This window comes from Chloroflexus sp., from assembly GCF_034434295.1.
Classification (GTDB): Bacteria; Chloroflexota; Chloroflexia; order Chloroflexales; family Chloroflexaceae; genus Chloroflexus.
Window position 1 is genome coordinate 1 of sequence record NZ_DAOTZQ010000101.1, and the last position, 20,867, is coordinate 20,867.

The following is a 20,867-nucleotide window of genomic DNA, read 5'->3' on the forward strand; positions in this document are numbered from 1 at the left end:
CCCCGACTACCTCCGTCGGCACGGCCACCAGTGTGACAATACCGTTCGGTGATAGTACCAGCACGAATGCAATTCTAGCCAGTGTGACCAGCATTCAACGCGGTCAGACCTACTACTGGCTGGTGCGGGCCTGCGCGGATAGTGTGTGTACAGTGTACACAGATGCGAATGATGGGCAGTATCAGTCGTTCACGGCACTGTTCAGAACCTATTTGCCGTTGACCCTTCGGTAAGTATGATGGTGGTTGTGATAGGCTTCAGCGGCACGGCGTGGCAATGATCACGTGACGGTGCGAACACGGAGCACAGGAGCCAACCTGTGCTCCGTCGTTTACAGCCCAATCCGCGTCCATCCGCGTACTCTGCTCAGTAGCACACGGATAGACGCGGGTTGACGCGGACACACGCGGATAATCTGCGCCAATCCGCTCAATCCGCGTGTGTCCGCGTCCTTAGTTTCACTTCACCCGCAGTAGTGCAGTTGCTTCGAGGGCAGTGATCAGGTCGCAGAGGAAGGCGTTAAACGGTGTTGGTATCCCAAGCCGTTGTCCTTCGCGCACAATGGCTCCGTTAATCGTGTCGATTTCGGTTGGTACACCGCGTAGTACATCCTGAAGCATTGAAGAGCGATTCGTTGCCGTAGCCCGTGCAACTGCCAGCGTTTCGGCTACCGGGTCGCTCAATCTAACCGTAATCCCGGCAGCACGGGCGACGGTGACCGCCTCTTCCACCGCACGGCGCACCAGTTTTTCCGCAGCCGGGGTGTTCGCCAACGCTCCGTTTGGCACTCGCAGCAGAGCCGTTAACGCATTGATTCCGGCGTTGACAATCAATTTGCCCCATACCAGACTTGCCAGATCGGTTGCGACGCCCGCCGGTAATGAACTGGCGCGAAAGGCATCGGCGATGGCGTAGGCCAATTGCAGGGAGGGGGTTGCGGCAAATGTCGTTGGGCCACGACCGGCCATCCGAACATGACCAGGCGCCAGCAAGGTCGCGCCAATTGTGGTTACCCCCTGCCCGACCCGTTGTGTTCCCAATTGGCTGGCGAGTCGTTCGGCGTTACCCAGACCGTTTTGCAGCGTGTAGGCAACGCCGTCCGCTTGTAATATCTGTGCAGCAATCTCAGCAGCCCAGGGCGTTTGGGCTGCTTTGACCGTAATCAGAGCTACCTCAACCGGTTCAAGGTTGTCAGGGCCGGTCGTAGCCGGCAACAGACGCACCTGCTCTTGATCGTCAAAACTACAGCGCAGGCCAAGCCCGTTAATCGCATTAACGTGCTCTTCCCACGGGTCTACCAGCCTGACATCGTGATTGGCGGCCAGATGGAATCCAATAACGCTCCCCAGGGCACCGGCACCGATAATCGCGATCTTCATAGGAATTACCTCTGATATACCAACCCAAGTTGCCACCTACGCAGTGAGCAGGCCACGTGAGGGGCTGACTGCCATACTGCACAGCACGACGCTGCGCATCTCACAGTGCAGCATACTTGTATGAACCGCCTGGGTAGCAGCCAGTTCTCAGAAAAGCGCTCCGTTACACCTTTAGATGGCAACTCGGATTATGCCCATCCTCTGTGTCCTCTGTGTCTCTGTGGTGATATAAGATAGCGACTTAGGTTATACTATTCTCACAACCATGGTAGCACGGCAACTGAAAAGGTGCTTTATGAAGCATGTCTGGAAATGGCTGATTGCTGGTTCCCTGTTATGGCTTGCGGCCTGTGGTGGTATCGCTTCCCCGCCAACTCCTACCCCAACCCCTGATCCACGCGCACTGGCGGCTGCTATCGGGCAGGCGACGCAGAATAGTCAGAGTGCTCATTTCCGTATTACTCTGAGTGGCAAGCCGGTCGCGCTCGATGCCGGTGGCGTGACTATTCTCAACAGCATCGAAGGTGATTTGCGCCGTCCCGACGCCGTTCTCTCCATTCTTAACATCACCCTTGGCAGTGCAATTGGCGAGATTCGCACCGTCTCGCTGGCCGGTAAACAATACGCTACCAACCCGATTACCCGTCAGTGGATGTGCTTGCAGGCCGGTTCGACCTTCGATCCGGCAGTGCTGTTTGCCCCTGATGTTGGGATTGAAGCATTGCTTGCCAATGCCTTTGCTGACGTAACTCTGGTTGGGATTGAAGATGTAAATGGCCGTCCGCATTACCATCTGCGGGGGACTCTGCCTGCCGATGCGTTGCGTGCGATTAGCCTCAATCTCCTGGGTACCGGGCCGGTGACCACCGATCTCTGGGCGGATCAAGAGACGCTGCGTGCCAGTCGCGTGGTACTGGTCGATACCGCCACTGATGCCACTAGCCCCACCACCTGGACGCTTGAGTTCAGTGACTATGACAAAGCGGTTGATGTTCGTGAACCGGTGCAATGTCCATGAAAAATCCTGCCTTGCCAACGGTTGAAACCCGTCCGGTCGATCCACGGTTAACCCTGGGGCTGGTCTGTCTGGCGATCTTCATCGGCGCAGTTGACCTGACGGTGATCAGTGCTGCATTACCGAAGGTCATGATTGACCTGCGTCTTTCGCTGGATACGGAGTTGAATCGGGCTTCCTGGGCGGTGAGTGGCTATTTGCTGGCCTACACGGTGAGTATGACCTTCATGGGGCGGCTGTCTGATCTGTTTGGCCGGCGGATGGTGTATCTGATCTGCCTGGTCGTGTTCCTCATCGGTTCAGCCTGGGTGGCAGCCGCGCCGAATCTGACGATGCTGATCATCGGACGGCTGATTCAGGCGTTTGGGGCCGGAGCGATGGTGCCGGTCTCAATGGCCCTGGTTGGCGATCTCTTCCCGCCAGGACAACGGGCAGCCGCGCTCGGTCTGATCGGTGCCGTTGATACCGCCGGCTGGATGGTCGGGCACCTCTACGGCGGTGTGCTTATGCGCATCTTTGACGACTGGCGGCTCCTGTTTTGGCTCAATTTGCCCATTGGTCTGGTAGCCTTAGCCTTGACGTGGTATGCGCTGCGTCAGGTGCCGACCCCGCCGCGGGTCGGTCGTTTCGATTGGCCGGGTATGTTGTTGTTGAGCGCCAGCCTCGTTGCGTTGAATATCGGTCTGGCAGCCGGAAGCGAGCTAGGCGCGACCGATTTCTACGGTGAGCGTCTGGGGCCACCGCCCTACGCCGGGCCGCTGGTGATAGTCTCCCTGCTATTGCTGGCACTCTTCGTTTGGGTCGAGCGCCGCAGTGACGATCCACTGATTGGCCTGGAACTATTCACCCGCCGCCATACCGCGATGGCCTGCGTGATCAACGTGATGGTTGGGTTCGGACTGGCAATTGCGATCACGAATGTACCTCTCTACATCAACACCCGTTTGTTGCTGTACCATCCGACCGATAGCGACATTCTCCGTATCGCCGCCTGGGATGCCGGCTGGATGCTCTCAGCATTGACCCTGACAATGGCGGCTGCCGCACTGCCCGGCGGACTGCTTACCGGACGGTTTGGGGCACGGCTGCCAGCACTGTTGGGCTTAGGACTGGCTATCATTGGCTATGGCCTGATGGCGTTTTGGGGGCCGGACGCGACCTATCTGCGGATGGGTCTGGAACTGGCGTTGACCGGTATTGGTCTGGGCCTGGTGATCGCACCGGTCGCCGACACAGTGATTGCCTCTGCCGGTGAAGATCGCCGCGGTGCAGCCTCGGCCCTGGTGATCGCCTTGCGTCTGGTGGGCATGACGGTTGGTGTAGCAATCCTCACTCTGTGGGGAGTTCACCGCCAGGACGAGCTGCGGCGGGCTGGCGCTGACAACCCGCTCGCCGTCACCGAGCCGGCTCGTTTTTTGATGGAGATTGCGGCACAGGTCATCGGGGAGACATTTCTCTTCGGGGCAGCAGCGTGCCTGGTTGGCCTCCTGGCCGCCCTGGTAATGCGAGAGATAACCGGGCGCCGAACATAGATGTGAATTCGTGGTATCATCATCCCATGGTGCCATTTGCTCCGTAAGGACACACTCAATGCACGATGAAGAGATCCAACATCTCATTAACCAGTATTTACCGATTGAAGTGCGGGCCGGACTGCCTGACATTCGCCGGTACAGTGATGAATTGCTGATCATTCTCCATATCAACCGCCCGCTCGAAGACATTCCACTCTTGCGCGAGCAGACGCGCCGTCAGCGGATGCGCATTGCCCGCGAAATTGAACGTCAGACCGGTCTGCCGGTGGCCTGGGGGATGCGATCTGCCGATCACGAAGTGCTCTTTACCACACGCACGGTACCGGTCATGACTCGTCTCGGTCGTGCCGAGCGTGAACTGCTCGATCTGCTGGTTGCAGTCGGGATTGCCGATACACGTAGTAGTGCGCTTGCCTACATTGCGCGTGCCTTTGCCTACGAACACCGTGAATGGCTGGCCGAAGCTCGCCTGGCCGTTGGGGAAATGGCTCGCGTGCGGGCGCGCCTGCAACTACAACCACGTGCTGGGCCGCCGGTTGTTCCGCCGGAGCCAGGCGATGACGCTTGACAAAATGGCGTCACTGCTGTTAATCTTAATGGCGTCGGGGCGTGGCTCAGCCTGGTAGAGCACCGCGTTTGGGACGCGGGGGTCGTGGGTTCAAATCCCTCCGCCCCGACCACATTCGCCACGTGGCAATGACCGCCGACTCACAAGCGGCGGTCTTTATGTGTGGAGTAACTATGGCGACGGTCCTCATCGTCGAAGACGAAACCACGTTGGCCGAGACACTACGCTACAACCTCGAACGCGAAGGCTATGCCGTCATTGTCGCCGCTGATGGTGTTCAAGGTCTCGACCGTGCTCGTCGTGATCAACCCGATCTCGTTGTCCTCGACATTATGCTGCCCCGCCTCGACGGCTTCTCGGTCTGTCGGATTCTGCGTCAAGAAAGCGATGTACCGATCATCATGCTCACGGCTCGTCAGGACGAGGTTGATCGGATCGCCGGTCTGGAGCTGGGGGCTGATGACTACATGGGCAAACCATTTAGCCTCGGCGAGTTCCTTGCTCGTGTGCGGGCGATCCTGCGGCGCAGCGAACGACAGCCTCATTCGATTGTGCGCGAAGTGCTAGAGGCCGGGATAATCCGGGTGGACACCAGCAGCCGGCGGGCCTGGCGGAATGGCCAGGAACTGAATCTCCCGCAGAAAGAATTCGATCTGCTCACCTGTCTGATGCGCAACCGTGGGATTGCCCTGACACGCGATCTGTTGCTTGAACGGGTATGGGGTCAGGACTTCATCGGTGATAGTCGCACTGTCGATGTCCATATCCGCTGGCTGCGCGAGAAGATAGAGCCAGACCCTGGCAAACCGGTTTATATCCAGACGGTGCGAGGGGTTGGGTATCGGTTTGAACCACCACCTGACGAGGCGTAAATTGCACCAATGATGCTGCTGGAATGGATGCTGATGGGAGCGACGATTGTACTGGCGGTTGGGTTTATCGTCAGTATGTATCGCCGACACCAGAAGAGGCATTCATCATTGGTTAGCCATCCCTCTACACCTGTTAGTCAGGAACACTCCATGACCTCATCTGCCAGATCAGAAGTGATAACGTCAGATCCGCAACTTGCGTTGTTAGCCATTCATCGTCAACCCCTCTTTCTGGCACTGGCAGCAGCGATTGATACCGGTGTGATTGTGATCAATGCCGAACGCCGTATCGTCTTTCACAACGACACCGCGCTTCATCTCCTGGCTACTCAATCGCCGGTGCAAGACAGCGGCCTGATTACAATGCTCCGCGATCATCAAGCCGATCAGTTAGCCTCTGATGTGCTCAGCGATGGCGAACATCGTGAATTGACGATCCGTCCAATCACAACCGGGCGGACGTTACATCTGCACTACGTGCCATTGCGGGAAGGGGTTGGGAAGCCGGTTGGTGCCCTGATCACAATTCGCGACCTGACGCAAATCAGTATGCTTGAACGTGCGCGGCGTGATCTGGTGGCGAATGTATCGCACGAGTTACGTACGCCACTGGCTTCGCTCAAGTTGCTGGTGGAGACGGTACAGTCAGCGCCGCCACCCGACATTGCCAGCCGGATGCTGGAGCAGATGGCGCAAGAGATTGATGCCGTCACCCAACTGGTTGACGAATTGCACGAGCTTTCCCGCCTGGAGTCGGGACGAGTCTCGCTCAAGCTGGAACCGCTACCGCTCTGGCCGGTGATTGAACGTGCCGTTGAGCGTATTCGCCCCCAGGCCGATCGTAAACGACAAATGATCTGCGTCGAGCCGGCGGACGATTTGCCACTGGCGCTGATGGACGGTGATCGAATTGGTCAGGTATTGTTGAATCTACTCCACAATGCGGTGAAGTTTACACCTGAAGGTGGCACCATCACGGTAGCGGCTGAAGTGTTGACCCTGCGTGATGATGAACAAACTTCACGGTCTGATCGTCCTCCGCATCCGGCGGGTACGTGGTTGCTGATCAAGGTTAGCGACACCGGCATCGGGATTCCCAGTCGCGATATTCCACGCATCTTCGAGCGCTTCTACAAAGTTGATCGGGCGCGCACCCGCCACGCTGGTGGTTCCGGGTTGGGGCTGGCAATTGCCAGGCACCTGGTCGAAGGCCACGGTGGCCGCATTTGGGTGAGTAGTCAGGAAGGGCATGGCTCGACCTTCTGGTTTACACTGCCGGCAGCGTAGCGCGGGTGCTAGAACATATTTCATAAAAGCTGCGCTTGTCATGCACCCAGGTGGTCGCACAGGCGCATGAACGCATGCCAACCACCAAAGCCAGCATATCCTGCTTCCAGTCTGTCTCCATCGCAACGAGGTGGGTTGCCGACCATCTTCAGGGCCATCACACGCTGGATTGGTTCCCTTGCCCACTCGTCATGCGCGTGTCACGAGGTATGGCGTGCGACAGCCATGCTGCCGCGCCAGCCGTACTCCCGATCCGGCGCGTGGTACACCACTCCCCATCCTGGTCACAGGGGTGCTGGATGGCTTGCCTTCCCCGCTCGGTATGCGCGTGTCGCGAGGTATGGCGTGCGGCAGCCATGCTGCCGCGCCAGACGTACTCCCGATCCGGCGCGTGGTACACTGTTGATCCGGCTGGTCGCGGGGGGCCGAGAGTGCTCGTCACGATTATGGAGTCTGTCAGTCGTTAATGAGATAACTTCTACCCACGCACAAAAAACCAGATCGTAAGCCCAATACTCAACCAGACTACGGCAGTTCGCACCCGACCGGCATCAATCCGCTGCGCGATTGCTGCACCGCCGTAACCACCAACGATTGCACCGCCAATCATCACCAGTGCTGGCATCCAGGCAATCAGGCCGGTGGCAACGAAGGTCACAACCGCAATCCCATTCACCAGCGCCGCCTGAAGCGTCTTCAGGGCATTCATCCGATGGATATTGTCGTAGCCAAGCAACGACAGAGCTGCCAGGGTCAAAATGCCCAACCCGGCACCAAAAAAGCCGCCGTAGATGGCAATTGCGACATAGACGATCACAACCAGCAAGCGCTGGCTGCCGTCATGGGTGCCTGCAACGTAACGGGTCAAGCGCGTGATCTGGGGGCTAAACGTAAAGATCAGGGTCGCAAAAAGTAACAGATAGGGAATTAAGGCCGTGAATCGGCGCTCGTCGGTATAGAGCAACAGGACCGCCCCAACCAATCCACCGATCAGACTCAGCCCGCTGAAGAGCCAGATGTCGCGTTGCTGACCGTGCAGTTCCTGGCGGTACGCGCCAACACTGGCCAGGGTTCCTGGCCAGAGGGCAAGCGCGTTAGTAGCATTAGCGATAATCGGCGGTACGCCGGCCACCAGCAGGGCCGGGAACGAAAAGAAGCTACCGCCGCCGGCAATGGCATTGAGTGCACCAGCCAGCAGTGCTGCGCCAAAGATAAGACCGAAATCGAACACATCCATCCTACGGAACACCTTTCAATTCATCTGATGATCTGATGTTTAAGAGCGATAAAAAAGACTGACATATTGACAACACCGGCGGCGAATAATGACCGACTGCTGACTGCGTGTACCTGCCGGTGTTGTCGTTAACATCGAGTACGTGTTCATTAGTAGCTGAGCGACATTCAACGCCATACCGGTTTTCCCTGCTTGTTCTACCGTTCAGCTCCCTGCCTGCGCACTTCCTCTGTGCTATAGCGATAAATCGTCGCTTCGTGGCGAGCCAGAATCTGACGGGTCACCGTAACGGCAGCTTCAGCGTCACCGGCTTCGATGGCCGCTACCAGATCGGCGTGAGAATGGTCGTCGCGAGCCGGTGCCGTTACTTCCCACAGCACACCCAGCGCATCGCGCAAGGTAACAGCAAATATCCGATACAGATCACGGAGCATTGGATTCTGCGTGGCACCGGCAATGGCGCAGTGCAATTCAATGTCGGCATTGAGAGCCGCAGTGGTATCACCGTTGGCCAGCGCGGTGGTACGCACTGCCAGCCAGTGCCGGATCGTCGCCAGATCATCGGCGCTGCGCCGCTCGGCGGCCAGGGCAACCACTTCCAATTCGAGCGCCCGCCGAACCTCGTGAACCTCCTGCACTTTGGCCTGGCGCAGACGCGCTGCTAACGGTTCTGTAGTGACCGCTGCACGCACGTAGGTGCCATCGCCCTGGCGAACTTCCAGCAACCCTTCGTGGGCTAACGCCCGAATCGCTTCGCGCACCGTCGAACGCCCAACGCCGAGTTGTGCCATTAGTTGTGGCTCTGGTGGTAAGCGGCTGCCTACCGGGTACACCTGTGCCTGAACCTGCTGTCGGAGGTGTTCGATGACTTGTTCAACGAGCGGTTGTCTGGTAATTGACATGATCACTCCTGACTAAAGATCATATCATCTGATGTTTCAGTATATGCGATGAACAGCAGGCTGTCAATCATGGTGAAGCTTGCACCGGTTGTTCCCATCGTCGTATCTGCGCAATCATCACCTCAACCTCAAGGTCAATCGTGGTGAGGCTTGCGCCGGTTGTTCCCATCCCCAGCTAAAGCGTTCCTGTTGTGCCACCAGCGAGGCACTGGTATGTTGCTATTGGCGTAGTCGTAGGGGCACAGCATGCCGTGCCCCTACGACCCCTATCATACCAGCGCTGACGTCCGTCGGCACATCGTTCAGGCACAGCATCAGGGTCATCTTTGGCTGATGGGCCATGACTTCTACCTTGTTACACTTGACATAATAATCGCGACTGCTCGTGGATGGATCGGACACCCGCAGATCATCGTGCGACCGGTCGCGTACCGTATTTGATAATCAATAATGATGCCGTGTAATTCAGTGCTCGTCGGGCTGGAGATGCGTATTGGCCGTTCCTTTCTCGTACAATACTACCCCAACCCGCTGGATGTGTTCAATCACGTCGGGATCGCTGATCTGGTGCAGGATAGAGAGATCGAAGGTATAGGGCAGCAGCAAATCGTCAATGTCATCGATAATTCGGTAGAGCACGTCGAGGGTCAATGCTTCATTGCCGGTCAAGGTCAGATCAATATCAGAGCCAGGCTTGTAGTTACCTTTGGCGCGTGATCCGTACAGAATAGCCTTTTCGACCTGGGGATAATGCGACAACACGGTACAAATCTGCTCGATAGTTGTTTCCTTAAGACCAAATCTCATGCCCGTTCTTCCTCAGCGATGATATTGAGTCTGTTCAACAATTGCTGAAAGGCCGTGACATAGCGTTCAACGATTCTGCCGGCAATCGCATCGGCAATCTCCTGATTGTACGTATACGAAGAGAGATTGCGGCTCTTGATCATGTCCATCCAGACTTTGCCATCATCAATCAGGCCACGCTTGAAAGCCTCGCGGGTACTGTCCCTGGAGCCGTACAGATTGTATACGCCCTTGTCTTCGAGAAAATCTTTTAGGGTTTTCCACGCCAGTTCATGCGTATATTCAAAAGCCTGGATGAGTCCTTGTTTTTCTAAATCTGAAAGTGCTCTAGTGCGAGATAGTTCTACTGCCTGTTCAAGTTGCAGCAATGCTTTTGTAAAATGTTTGAACCTTTGTATCCAGCGAATATCTTGTGAGTTCATACTATTATATCACTTTCCAGGCTTCGCTACTCTGAAACCATAACATGCATTATCAAAACAATAGGTTTGTACATAACCTTATGATCATGGTATTTTAGGTGGCATAGAGTGTTCCTGCTTCGCGAAATACTGTAAGCTCGTTTCCTGCATATTTTTGTTCGATGAAGATATTAATAATGTAAGGACGACAATCCTCTCCTAGTTTCATGAGGTTTACTGATAGTAGAACCTGTTTCAAAAACATCTCCTATGAAGGTATCTTATTCATTGCCGACCGATTCCTTGATTGTGACGAGCACACCCGGCACCCGCGTGACCAGCCGGGTCAACGACGTGACACGTGCCAGATCGTGAGCACGGCTGGCGCGGCAGCATGGCTGCCGCACGCCAAACCACGCCACACGCGGATGATGAGTGATCAAGGCAACCTATTCAGCGCGTGATGGCACCGGAGATGGTTATTAGAGCGCGACAGTACAGCTTTTTATGAAATGGGTTCTAATATTGTCACACTGATAGCTGGTGGCGTATTGTATCCTTGCTTCGATTATACACCATAAATAAGGAGGAGCAGCGAATGTGCCGCTCCTCCTCTGAAACAGGTGTGTGACTTGATAGGGATGTGATCTGACACGTTGTCGTTAGCGAGTCACCATCGGTAAGTAGGCCGATGAGATACTGACCGGTCGCCAGCTCGCTTCAAGGCTCACTCCATCGGTTGTGATGGGGCCGGTTGCGCCACTGGCGATCTCCAGCCACCAGATGTCACTCTGACCGTTCGCCTGTTCGAGGGTGTAGGCGAGGTACGCACCGTTCGGTGACCAGCTTACCGATCTGACGGTGCGACCATGGTCGGCAAAGAGCACCTGATGTGGCAACGCGAGGTTGTTGCGGTCATATACCATGATAGCGGTAACCCGTTCGCTCGCATCTGCCGATGGACTCACGGTGTCGTGCACGACGGCAAAGCGTCTGCCATCAGGTGACCCGACCGATTGAGTTTCACGTCCGCCCGGTAGCAATAGTTCCGGTGTCGGTGAAGACGATGTTGCGACTACTTCCCATATCCCGTTGGTTCGTCCGCCAAAATATTCAAACAAGACCCAGCCATTGCGATTGGCGGTAGGTCTTACCGCTGCTGTGACCAGTGTGGTCGGAAAGGTGGTAGTTGGGCGTGCCAGAGCGACATGGACATTGGCTGCACCACCTCACCTGCCCATTGCAGAACTGGTTGAAACCAACGATATCGAAGACAAGCTGATCAGTCGCCAACCAGTCCAGATGATTCACACGTAGTATCTGAGATGGTACCTCGCTTTGGCCTGGCAAGCCGACAAACGGATAACGTGACCCCTTCCGGCTCGGCGTTTGAAATACCTGCTGTACCCCACCACCATTCGCATTGAGAACGGTGATGGCCGAAGCCGGCAGGTTATTCTGCGGATCAGGGTCGGGCACTGGCCAGGGCCAGGTGTTGTAGTCAAGCACAGCGATCCGCTGGTCATCAGGTGACCGGACTGGATTGCGCACATTGTTGAGCAGGCCGCGGTAGAGCAGGGTACGGTTGCCGCCATCGGTGTCCATCCGGTAAAGGAACCGACTATCACCTTCACGTCGAATCACGGCCAATGGGCGACTGCCATCGCCGCGCAAGGCCGGTGGTAGCGGAGAGGCGCGAGTACGCTGGTCGGCGGCCACGACACGGACATCATCAACGAGCAGGTAGGCGTTGTCTTCTGCAGGAGCATCACTCTGGATAACGATAGAGAAGAAGAGTGTCTGGCCGCGCACCCGATCAAGGTTCTCGCCGGTCAGGACAGTACGATAAAGTTGCCAGCCGGGAGGGAGATCGGTGGCAAATGAACCGGGCTTTACACCACCGAGATTCGGATCGAACTGGTAGAGACCACGTGCCAGGAACATATCGACTGCTGTACCGGCAGCAGCGCGGTACCAGAAGGAAACAGTCACTGCCGGTGCATTACCCGGAATACTCAATTGTTGTTGCAGTATCTGTTTAGGGGTGGTTAGATTGGGCAACTGCGGACAATCGCTCCCGTCGGCGTCAATTCCTGATGCGGCAGCGTAACGACCCGCGTACACAAATGCTGAACCGCTAACCTGTGCATCCACCAGACCGACATTTCCGCATCCTACCCAATTGCTAGCCACCTGCTCGAACCCACCATCCTGAATCAGATTTTGCGGTTGTCCCTGAGTGGCAGAGAACGTCACTGTCAGGAGAAGGATCACACCGGTTAACAGAACGAGGGATGCTCGCAAACGATACATTACTATACCTGCCTTACGAAAAAAATACCTGCATAAACGTTACAAACAGGTAACACTGCTGGCTATAGATACTACTGGCAGAGAGTACGGTATTGGTGGCGTCTCAGCTTACAGTGTGTTTTGCTATGTGTTGAGTGCCTGAATAGTATCAGATAGTGTTGATTTGATTAGATAGATGAAATAAATCACGAATTAAAGATCGTAATTCGTATATTTTAGTTACGAAACCGTCTCTTGTTATTATTTTATCTAGCCAAAACACAGTGTGTCAAGCATTTTAAACAAATTGAAATCTGATTTGTTAAATGAATAAGTGACTAAAGCGATTCGTCTCTTGTTAAGCATGAAAACTACCGATATTGAATAATAATGAAAAGCGCTATCTCTCTATGCAACAGACAACGGCGATCGACAGATATCCACTTGCCGAACCTGCCCATCACGGCTACAATACAAAGCATAACGCGGCGCTGCGGTCTTTGTCCGCTGTGGAGCAGGTTCATGTCCGAATTACGGCAGAATATCGCTACTCGTGAATGGGTTATCATTGCCAGCGAACGTGCCCGTCGTCCAAATTCGTTTACCGAACATCGTCAGCAACTGTTGACCGCCGAGCGACCTCAGCACGATCCCCAATGTCCCTTCTGCGTAGGCAATGAAGAACTCGACCTCGAAGTTGATCGCTATCCAATCACCGGGCCGTGGCAGGTACGGATTGTTCGCAACAAGTATCCGGCACTGCACGGTGATGGGCCGCTTGTTCGTCACTTCGAGGGTGTACGACGTAACATAACGGGTTATGGTTACCACGAGGTATTGGTTGAGCATCCCCACCACAATACCACGCTTGGGTTGATGACCCATGCTGAGGTGCGGCTGGTGCTGGCAACCTATCTTAGCCGGGGACTGGCAATGAGCAGTGATCCCCGGATTGAGCAGGTGGTGATCTTCAAAAATCACGGTGAACGAGCTGGGGCTTCATTGCAACATCCGCACAGTCAGATCATGGCCGTTCCGGTTGTACCCGGTGATGTACGCCATCGGATTGAAGAGGCGCGTCGCTTTTTCGACGATACCGGACAGTGTGTCTTCTGTGCGATGCTGGCCGATGAACTGGCGCAGCGGGAACGAATCGTCTACGCCAATGGTGATTTTGTGGCTTTTGTTCTCTATGCTGCTTCGTCTCCTTTTCACATCTGGATCTTGCCGCGAAAGCATCGTGCCAGCTTCTTTCACATTGCCGATTCGGAGCTTGATGGGCTGGCTGATGTTATCCGCGAGGTGTTTCACCGCCTCTACTATCGGCTCAACGACCCCGATTTTAATCTGGTATTGCGCTCAACCCCGGCTAAAGAAGCGGAAAATGGCTACTTTCACTGGTACATGGCGGTCGTGCCTCGTCTTTCATATATGGCCGGTTTTGAACTTGGCAGCGGCATCTTTATCAACCCCAGTATTCCTGAAGCCTGTGCCGCATTTCTTCGTGAGTAAATGTTATTGATAAATCTTCGCCAACATCGTTATTAAAATCGAGTACAATAGCGTTTAACTATATGGAATATTGATTTGTCTGATTTGGAAGGGTTCAATCATGGCTGGTGCATTTCCTCTCAGTGACGATACTATCAAAGCACTTGCGCCGTGTAATTTGCCTTTTCTCCGTCGTGATCCATTTGTTCGTAGTGGTAGTAGCATGAGTATTGCTGAACTACCGCTGTCGCTACAAGATCTGGTACGACGTTTATACAACACCTTGCTGAGGATTTACAGCAGCTTTGATCAGAAGCGCACGTTGATCACAGTCATTTGCTACATCTGCTTGGCGAAACCGGCTGGCACGATTTGCTCAACGAGTTGCGCAATATTTCGCTCGAACAACGAGACTCAACGTTGAGCCAGGTTATCCACGATGTGCGTGGTGGATCATTGCAAGCACTTGTATTGCAGTTGCAATTGCTCGAACTGACACAACACCAGCCGGTTGATACCGAGCGTATCTACCTCTTGACGCGCGATCACCTCAAGATTATGCGCAATTGTCTCCCCGACCTTGACCCGGTACGGACTGCTCGTGATGTAGAGTTACGTGAGCACGGGGTTGATCTGTTGCTTGAGAAGTGGCAACAGATAGACTATCGCCTGCCCGATGGTACGGCAAGTGTGATTGTTGATGCCCGCTACAATGGGGTGGTAGCCGACCGCTGTGTCGAGTTTTCGGCACTTGATCGGGTGCTGTACAATCTGGTGAACAATGCGACGCGCCATAGTGCTGATCAGCGGGTGATGGTTGGTATCTTTCCCATTTTAGAGTGCGAGTCGCCATCGTTGCGGCTGGTGGTTGCCAATCGTATCGATCCTGTGCAGTACGCGGCGCTTGTACAGCGCTTCGGGCAGCAATGGAGTGATCTTTTCCGTGGCGGTTTCACGTTTAGCAGTGGTGGTCAGGAAGGTCATGGCTTCGGTCTGGCTATTTGCGCCGAGCTGGTTGCCAATGCCTATGGCCTTAGTAACGGAGCTGCTGCGATCACTGGTAGCTACGTCGGTGCCCGTCCACACGGCGATCTCTTCGTTGCCTGGGCACACTGGCCAATTGCCGCGCCCTAAATCCTTGCAGGAGAGGGTACTACCTGCTATACTGATAGCCAGGTAGTTTCCCTTTCCTGGACAGAAATCTATTCCTCATGGACGAGATCATTGACCTCGAATTCAGTCTGCGGAGCATCGGCAATGCAGGCTACGCGGTGAACCTCTCATACGCTGATCCTGACAGTGATGCTGATGTGCGCATTGAACGAGGAAATGTTGATTGTCCAATCCAGTTTGATGTCAACCGTCTGCGTGAATTGAATACCGACCCGGCGGCATACGGCACTGCGTTGGGCGCAATGCTGTTGAGCGATCCCGATCTACTCGCTCAGTTTCAGGCTGCCCGGACAATTGCGCGTCGTGGCCGGCGTCCGCTCCCTATCCGTTTTCGCCTCTTCATCGCGCCCAGTGCTGCCGAACTCCATACGTTGCGGTGGGAAACGCTCTGTATGCCTGATGGTGAGCCGTTGCTGATGGGGGAAGAGGTCTATTTTTCGCGTTACCTGACCAGCAACGATGTGCAGCCGATTCGTGCTCGTTCGCGCAATGCGCTGCGCGTATTGATCGCCATTGCTAATCCCCACGGCATTGAGCGCTTTGGCCTGGCACCGGTTGATGTTGCGGGTGAACTCGCCCGGGCACGTGCCGGCTTTGCCCATTTTGATATTGTTGAATTGACCGAACCCGGTGCTGCAACACTGGAACAGATCATCTCAACCCTACGTACCTCTACTCGTAAAGGGCAGCCGTTTGATGTGCTCTACATCGTGGCACACGGGAGTTTTGTCGAGGGAAATACGTACCTCTGGCTGGTGAAACCGGATAATACCTTTGATCGGGTTGATGGGGCGTCGTTCTGTCAGCGGTTGCGCGAACTAGCCGAACGTCCGCGGCTGGTGATGCTGATTGCCTGTCAAAGTGGTGGCGGCATGACGACCGACAATGGTGCGCTGGCAGCAATTGGGCCGCGCCTGGCCGAAGCCGGCGTACCTGCGGTGGTCGCGATGCAGGGCAATGTCTCGATGCGTTTAATCGAGCGCTTCATACCGACATTCTGCCAGGAATTGCAGCATCACGGGATGATTGATGCGGCGATGGCTATAGCACGGGGCACTGTGCGCGATCTCCCCGATTTTTGGATGCCGGCACTCTACTCGCGCTTGAAGAGCGGTCGTATCTGGTATGTGCCCGGTTTTGCCGACGAACAGGAAACGGTAGAGAAGATCGAAGCTCTCGCCGGCTATATGGCCGATGGGTTGTGCACGCCAATTATCGGCCCAGAACTAGCCGAGACCCGGTTGGGTACCAGTCGCACCATTGCCCGCATGTGGGCCGAACGGTATCGCTATCCAATGGAGAGCTATGAAGGTGAGCAGTTGGCGTATGTTGCGCAATTTCTCTCGATCAAACACGACTACCGCTTCCCCCGCCGCTCGCTGGTTGAAACATTGCGCCAGATGTTACTTGACACGTATAGCGATACGCTGCCCGACCTTGCTCAGCTCAATCTTCAGCAGATGTACAGCATGATCGGTCGTCATGAACGGGAACGCGATCCGCACGATCCGTACCGTGTGTTGGCGGCCCAACCGTTGCCCGTGTACATTACGGCCAATGCCTCGAATATGCTGAGTGATGCGTTGATCGAAGCCGGTAAGCAGCCGGTTATCGAACTGTGTCGTTGGAATGAAGACCTGGATCGCTTGCCGTCAATCTTCGAGCGTGAACCGGATTATCGGCCATCAGCCGAACGTCCGCTGGTCTTTCATTTATTCGGTAGTTTTGACCAGATCGAGACGCTGGTGTTAACCGAAGATGACTACTTCGATTTTCTCATCAACATTTCGGCAGAACGCGAGTGCATCCCTGCGGTTGTCCGTGATGCGCTGGCCGATAGCGCACTCCTCTTCTTGGGTTTTGAGCTAGAGGATATGGGCTTCCGTACTCTGTTTCATAGTTTGATTAAACCGTTACGCGGTGGATCGCGGCGACGACGCTACGTGCAAATTGCCGGTCAGCTCTTGCCGCGCGAAGATCAGGTCTTGCAGCCCGATCGGGCGATTCGTTATCTGGAAGCCTATTTTCAAGATACCGCAGCGATCAGTATTTTCTGGGGTAGTCCACGCGACTTCTGCACAGCGCTGGCCCTGCACCTTGCTGAGAGTGACCGACCTCGTCGTCGGCGTGGGTTCTAGGATATGTTACAGCAAAATCCCTATCTTGGGCCACGGGCTTTTACCCGCGAACATCGGTTGTACGGTCGCGATCGCGAGGTGCGTGACCTGACCAGCCTGCTTGTCGCTGAACGAATTGTCTTGCTCTATTCGCCGTCAGGTGCCGGCAAGAGTTCGCTGATCCAGGCTGCACTGATTCCAGCCCTGGAAGCACGTCAGTTTCGTGTCCTGCCGATTGTACGGGTTGGTCTGGCATTGCCGGACGATATACCCTCCGGTGTTAATCGCTACCAGGCGGCTGCTGCGCTCTCAATTGGTGGCGACGAAGCCATCGACCGGTCGCTAACCGATCTGATCGTGCCATCCGATCAAGCTGAGATGAACGATACCGTCATCATTTTCGATCAATTTGAAGAACTGCTCACCGTTGATCCACTTAATCGGGCAGCAAAAGTAGCATTTTGTCAGACAATTGGCGATCTGTTGCGCAAGCAGCGGAATGTGTGGGCACTCTTTGCGATCCGCGAAGACTACCTGGCGCCGTTAATGGAATATGCTCACTTGCTGCCGTCGCGATTTCGCACAACCTTCCGGCTCGATCTGCTCGGCCCGAAAGCGGCACTGGCTGCCATTCGCCAGCCGGCCCTGGCGTTGGGGGTCGAATTCGATCAGGTGGCTGCTCAAACACTGGTAGATGATCTGCGCCGGTCGCGCGTTCAACTTGTCTCTGACCAGATTGGCACGATGCTGGGGAATACGGTGGAACCGGTGCAGTTACAGGTGGTCTGTTATCGGCTCTGGCAACGCCTGTTTCCCAATGGTGCACCGGAGGGAGCCGTTATAAATGCCGCTGCACTGCACACGGTGGGTTCTGTAGACGCCGCGCTGGCCGATTACTATGCCGAACGAGTAGTGGCGGCGTCGGCAATCAGTGGTGTGCGCGAGCGGGTGATCCGTGATTGGTTTGATCAACAGCTCATCACTGCAACCGGCATTCGCAATCAGGTCTTGCGCGGCGAAGGTGCAACCGCCGGTTTACCCAATCAGGCACTGCCGTCATTGATCGATGCCTACCTTATCCGGGCTGAGCAGCGACGTAATTTTATCTGGTATGAGCTGTCTCATGATCGGCTCATCGAACCGGTTCGTCAGAATAATGCGGCCTGGCGTGAGCAGTTGAGTCCGTTTCAACGTCAGGCTGCGCTGTGGGCAGCAACTGACCGTCCAGAAAGTCTGTTGCTCCACGATGATGATCTGGTGGCGGCCAGAAATTGGGTGGCGGCCCATCCTGAACTGGTCGAGCAGATTGATGAAGAATTTCTTGCCGCCTGTCTGGCGCGTCAGGCTGAGATTGATACTGAACGTCGTCGTGAGCGTTTGATCAAACAATTAGGAGTTGTCTCAGCAATCCTGGCAGTGGTCATGTTCGTTGCAGCAGCCGCTGCTTTTTTTGCTTATCAGGAAGCTGAACGACTCTCGCGGTTGGCTCGTATCCGTGAACTGACGGCAGAGGCGGCTGTGAACCTGTCTGTTGATCCACAATTGTCGTTGTTGCTGGCCCGGCAGGCAGTGTTGGTACAACGGGAACGTGAAGAGCCGGTTGATCTCGGCGCAATGGCAATGCTTTACCGTGCACTGGCTACCTCACGGACGCGGGCAACGTTTGACCTGGGCGCACCGGTTACCGCGCTGGCAGTCAGTCAGAACGAACGCTGGTGGGCGGCGGCGGTGTTGCCTGCCGATGATCTGGCTGAGGTTGTTCTGATGGAACGGTCTACCGGACAGATGCAACGTCTGGCGACCGGCGCAACCAATGTTTCGGCCATCGCCTTTAACCCCGACGGTACGAAACTCGCTGCGGTCACCCGGGATGGCACCATTCTAATCTGGAATACGCTCATGCCCGATCAGCCAGAGCGGTTGTGGCATCCGCTGGCTAACCAGAGTATCCCACCGGATGATCCGCTGGCAGTGCAGTTCCTCGCGGTGGCATTCAGTCCTGATGGGCAGACTCTCTACACGACGGGCTACGATGGCTGGTTACGACGGTGGGACTTAGCAAGTAAGCGGCAGATCGTGATGGGTGGAATCAAAAGTGTTCCGCTACGTAGCCTGTCTATCGATCCGGCTGGTGTGCGGATCGCTGCTGCCAGTCAAGAGGGGCAGGTGCTAATCTGGCGCTTGCGCGACGGAGAACTGATTGGGCGTGCAGTATTCGGTGGGCAACCGATTACGGCGCTGGCGTACACACCGGCAGGTACACTGGCTCTCATTGAAGAGACACGGCTGATCGAGACGAATGGCGAGGATAGCACGGTATTAACGACTTTCGGCACTTCCCTGAACGATCTCAACCTCAGCCCGGATGGTTTTCTGGCCCTGGTTGCGGCCAACGATGGCAACGAGTATCTGATCAATCTGAGTAATGGCAGGATTGTCACCGTTCTCCGTGGTCATACCGACCAGATCAGTCAAACCCGCTGGCTGCCCAACGGGCAAGAGGTGGTGACGGCATCATTTGATGGAACGGTGCGTATTTGGGATGTTGGTGATCTGCAGTGGTTTGCCCCGACTGCACTCGCTACCGACCTTCAACGTGGATGGGTGGCCGTGGGCGGTGAGAATGGCCGGATCGCTCTCTTCACCCGTCCCGACACGCCGGCTCGTCCACTCCTTCATCATACCGCAGCCATCGAGATGCTGGCGTTTAGCGCTGATGGACGCTGGCTGGCTGCTGCCGGTGCTGATGCGCAGGTGAGTGTCTGGGACGTTGCGTCTGGTCGCCTGCAAGCCGTCATTGCACACCAGGCGCGCGTGCGCAATGTAGCCTTTAGTGCTGATGGCAGCCTCTTGTTGACCAGCAGCCGGACGCAGGTATTTCTCTGGCAGTGGCAGGATTCGGTAACCCGTCCACTGACAATGCTCGATCTTAGCGATCGCTTTGAGACTGTGATCACCGGCGCTGCTCTGCATCCAACTCAACCCCTGCTCGCGATTGTTACCCGCGATGGGCTGGTGATGGTGTGGAACTATCGGACTGCACAGACACTGGTTGAGATTGTCGATAAGCGGGCCAATGGTCGGGTTCGCTTTAATCCGCAGGGCACAGTGGTGGTTAGTGAGTCGAATGAAGGTATCATTCTCGTGCGTGACAGTGCCACGTTGAATCAGCGCGATTTTTCGGCGTCTCATCGCGGAGGAATTGTCGATTTTGCATTTGACCCCGGTGGTACACTAATTGCAACCGCAGGCTTTGATCAAACCGTGAAAATCTGGCAGTTTGTCGATGGGATTGAGCAGGCGCGCATGGGGCTTGATGGCTTGCCGGTGGCAATCGGGTTTAGCGGCTCGCGTGAACTGGTCACAGTCAGTGCGAATGGAAGTGTTATTCGGTTACCGCTCGATCTGGATACAGCGCTTGATCTAGCTGTAATACGTAGTCGTCGTCCCACTGCCGATGAGTGTGTACGTTATCAGCTTGCGCGAGAAGACGCTTCACTTTGTCAATGACCGTTATCCGATCGGGTGTTCGCATTCGTCTTCTGTTGTTTCTGCCGGGTATGTACTGAGGTGACATCGTGATTGGTCAGTGATGATCGAACCGACTGTCGTTCTCTGCTACACGAGCAAGACATACATAACCCAAGTTGCTACCGTTATCACCACAGAGACACGGAGGACACAGAGCATGTGGATAACTCGGGTTGCTCCTATGAGGCGTAGCGTAATGCGTCCATTTGAACTGGCTATTCCCCACATCGTTCATGTGGTTATGCCACATGGTGTTGCGT

The 20,867-nt window shown here is 55.4% G+C and carries 18 protein-coding genes and 1 tRNA gene; 12 read left to right on the forward strand and 7 right to left on the reverse strand.

Annotation, left to right across the window (positions count from 1 at the left end; translation table 11 throughout):
* A partial coding sequence (locus VAE57_RS14145; protein ID WP_322822514.1) for a hypothetical protein occupies positions 1-233 on the forward strand: 233 nt, incomplete at its 5' end.
* 225 nt (positions 234-458) lie between these two features.
* Here the strand turns inward: VAE57_RS14145 and VAE57_RS14150 are convergent.
* Positions 459-1,379: a 2-dehydropantoate 2-reductase gene (locus VAE57_RS14150; RefSeq protein WP_322822515.1), complete on the reverse strand. Its 921-nt coding sequence runs from the start codon at positions 1,377-1,379 to the stop codon at positions 459-461.
* 295 nt (positions 1,380-1,674) lie between these two features.
* Here VAE57_RS14150 and VAE57_RS14155 point away from each other — a divergent pair, with 295 nt between their 5' ends.
* The 7 genes from VAE57_RS14155 to VAE57_RS14185 all read left to right on the forward strand — a co-directional run bounded on the left by VAE57_RS14155 (position 1,675) and on the right by VAE57_RS14185 (position 7,062).
* Positions 1,675-2,397 carry an LppX_LprAFG lipoprotein gene (locus VAE57_RS14155; protein WP_322822516.1) on the forward strand — a complete coding sequence of 241 codons (723 nt, stop codon included), beginning with the start codon at positions 1,675-1,677 and terminating at the stop codon, positions 2,395-2,397.
* Positions 2,394-3,926 (forward strand): MFS transporter, encoded by a 1,533-nt coding sequence (locus tag VAE57_RS14160; protein WP_322822517.1) that lies wholly within the window; start codon positions 2,394-2,396, stop codon positions 3,924-3,926. The genes VAE57_RS14155 and VAE57_RS14160 overlap by 4 nt, the downstream gene beginning before the upstream one ends.
* 58 nt (positions 3,927-3,984) lie before the next feature.
* Positions 3,985-4,497, forward strand: coding sequence for a hypothetical protein (locus tag VAE57_RS14165; protein ID WP_322822518.1), 513 nt, complete (start codon positions 3,985-3,987; stop codon positions 4,495-4,497).
* Between the two features lie 35 nt (positions 4,498-4,532).
* Positions 4,533-4,609, forward strand: a tRNA-Pro gene (locus tag VAE57_RS14170).
* A 61-nt stretch (positions 4,610-4,670) separates the two neighbouring features.
* Complete coding sequence (locus tag VAE57_RS14175) at positions 4,671-5,369, forward strand: response regulator transcription factor (RefSeq protein ID WP_322822519.1); 699 nt, start codon at positions 4,671-4,673, stop codon at positions 5,367-5,369.
* Positions 5,370-5,519: 150 nt separating this feature from the next.
* A complete protein-coding gene (locus VAE57_RS14180) occupies positions 5,520-6,656 on the forward strand; it encodes a sensor histidine kinase (RefSeq protein ID WP_322822520.1) in 1,137 nt (378 codons plus the stop codon).
* A gap of 214 nt (positions 6,657-6,870) precedes the next feature.
* Entirely contained in the window at positions 6,871-7,062 is a 192-nt protein-coding gene (locus tag VAE57_RS14185; RefSeq protein WP_322822521.1) for a hypothetical protein, read from the forward strand.
* A gap of 72 nt (positions 7,063-7,134) precedes the next feature.
* Here the strand turns inward: VAE57_RS14185 and VAE57_RS14190 are convergent, their stop codons facing one another.
* The 6 genes from VAE57_RS14190 to VAE57_RS14215 all read right to left on the reverse strand — a co-directional run bounded on the left by VAE57_RS14190 (position 7,135) and on the right by VAE57_RS14215 (position 12,316).
* Positions 7,135-7,893, reverse strand: a complete 759-nt coding sequence (locus VAE57_RS14190; protein WP_322822522.1) for a sulfite exporter TauE/SafE family protein — start codon at positions 7,891-7,893, stop codon at positions 7,135-7,137.
* 197 nt (positions 7,894-8,090) lie between these two features.
* The gene (locus VAE57_RS14195) at positions 8,091-8,795 is read right to left on the reverse strand and encodes a FadR/GntR family transcriptional regulator (RefSeq protein WP_322822523.1); all 705 of its coding nucleotides are present in this window, start codon (positions 8,793-8,795) and stop codon (positions 8,091-8,093) included.
* A gap of 465 nt (positions 8,796-9,260) precedes the next feature.
* Positions 9,261-9,602: a nucleotidyltransferase domain-containing protein gene (locus VAE57_RS14200; protein ID WP_322822524.1), complete on the reverse strand. Its 342-nt coding sequence runs from the start codon at positions 9,600-9,602 to the stop codon at positions 9,261-9,263.
* Positions 9,599-10,024, reverse strand: a complete 426-nt coding sequence (locus VAE57_RS14205) for a nucleotidyltransferase substrate binding protein (RefSeq protein ID WP_322822525.1) — start codon at positions 10,022-10,024, stop codon at positions 9,599-9,601. Before VAE57_RS14205 ends, VAE57_RS14200 begins: the two co-directional genes overlap by 4 nt.
* A 641-nt stretch (positions 10,025-10,665) precedes the next feature.
* Positions 10,666-11,124, reverse strand: a complete 459-nt coding sequence (locus VAE57_RS14210; protein WP_322822526.1) for a hypothetical protein — start codon at positions 11,122-11,124, stop codon at positions 10,666-10,668.
* Positions 11,117-12,316 (reverse strand): hypothetical protein, encoded by a 1,200-nt coding sequence (locus VAE57_RS14215; RefSeq protein WP_322822527.1) that lies wholly within the window; start codon positions 12,314-12,316, stop codon positions 11,117-11,119. The genes VAE57_RS14210 and VAE57_RS14215 overlap by 8 nt, the downstream gene beginning before the upstream one ends.
* 501 nt (positions 12,317-12,817) lie before the next feature.
* Between VAE57_RS14215 and galT the strand changes: the two genes are divergently transcribed.
* From galT to VAE57_RS14235, 4 genes are all read left to right on the forward strand, one after another.
* Positions 12,818-13,807: a galactose-1-phosphate uridylyltransferase gene (galT, locus tag VAE57_RS14220; RefSeq protein WP_322822528.1), complete on the forward strand. Its 990-nt coding sequence runs from the start codon at positions 12,818-12,820 to the stop codon at positions 13,805-13,807.
* A gap of 315 nt (positions 13,808-14,122) precedes the next feature.
* The gene (locus VAE57_RS14225) at positions 14,123-14,920 is read left to right on the forward strand and encodes an ATP-binding protein (RefSeq protein WP_322822529.1); all 798 of its coding nucleotides are present in this window, start codon (positions 14,123-14,125) and stop codon (positions 14,918-14,920) included.
* 77 nt (positions 14,921-14,997) lie between these two features.
* A complete protein-coding gene (locus VAE57_RS14230) occupies positions 14,998-17,097 on the forward strand; it encodes a CHAT domain-containing protein (RefSeq protein ID WP_322822530.1) in 2,100 nt (699 codons plus the stop codon).
* Between the two features lie 3 nt (positions 17,098-17,100).
* On the forward strand, positions 17,101-20,586 hold the full coding sequence (locus VAE57_RS14235; RefSeq protein ID WP_322822531.1) for a hypothetical protein: 3,486 nt from the start codon (positions 17,101-17,103) through the stop codon (positions 20,584-20,586).
* Positions 20,587-20,867: the final 281 nt, after the last annotated feature.

What these genes read in the sequence shown, in the direction of transcription:
- VAE57_RS14150 (WP_322822515.1), bottom strand. Translation starts at nt 1,379, where the DNA reads ATGAAGATCGCGATTATCGGTGCCGGTGCCCTGGGGAGCGTTATTGGA.
- VAE57_RS14155 (WP_322822516.1), top strand. Translation starts at nt 1,675, where the DNA reads ATGAAGCATGTCTGGAAATGGCTGATTGCTGGTTCCCTGTTATGGCTT.
- VAE57_RS14160 (WP_322822517.1), top strand. Translation starts at nt 2,394, where the DNA reads ATGAAAAATCCTGCCTTGCCAACGGTTGAAACCCGTCCGGTCGATCCA.
- VAE57_RS14165 (WP_322822518.1), top strand. Translation starts at nt 3,985, where the DNA reads ATGCACGATGAAGAGATCCAACATCTCATTAACCAGTATTTACCGATT.
- VAE57_RS14175 (WP_322822519.1), top strand. Translation starts at nt 4,671, where the DNA reads ATGGCGACGGTCCTCATCGTCGAAGACGAAACCACGTTGGCCGAGACA.
- VAE57_RS14180 (WP_322822520.1), top strand. Translation starts at nt 5,520, where the DNA reads ATGACCTCATCTGCCAGATCAGAAGTGATAACGTCAGATCCGCAACTT.
- VAE57_RS14190 (WP_322822522.1), bottom strand. Translation starts at nt 7,893, where the DNA reads ATGGATGTGTTCGATTTCGGTCTTATCTTTGGCGCAGCACTGCTGGCT.
- VAE57_RS14195 (WP_322822523.1), bottom strand. Translation starts at nt 8,795, where the DNA reads ATGTCAATTACCAGACAACCGCTCGTTGAACAAGTCATCGAACACCTC.
- VAE57_RS14200 (WP_322822524.1), bottom strand. Translation starts at nt 9,602, where the DNA reads ATGAGATTTGGTCTTAAGGAAACAACTATCGAGCAGATTTGTACCGTG.
- VAE57_RS14205 (WP_322822525.1), bottom strand. Translation starts at nt 10,024, where the DNA reads ATGAACTCACAAGATATTCGCTGGATACAAAGGTTCAAACATTTTACA.
- VAE57_RS14215 (WP_322822527.1), bottom strand. Translation starts at nt 12,316, where the DNA reads ATGTATCGTTTGCGAGCATCCCTCGTTCTGTTAACCGGTGTGATCCTT.
- galT (WP_322822528.1), top strand. Translation starts at nt 12,818, where the DNA reads ATGTCCGAATTACGGCAGAATATCGCTACTCGTGAATGGGTTATCATT.
- VAE57_RS14230 (WP_322822530.1), top strand. Translation starts at nt 14,998, where the DNA reads ATGGACGAGATCATTGACCTCGAATTCAGTCTGCGGAGCATCGGCAAT.
- VAE57_RS14235 (WP_322822531.1), top strand. Translation starts at nt 17,101, where the DNA reads ATGTTACAGCAAAATCCCTATCTTGGGCCACGGGCTTTTACCCGCGAA.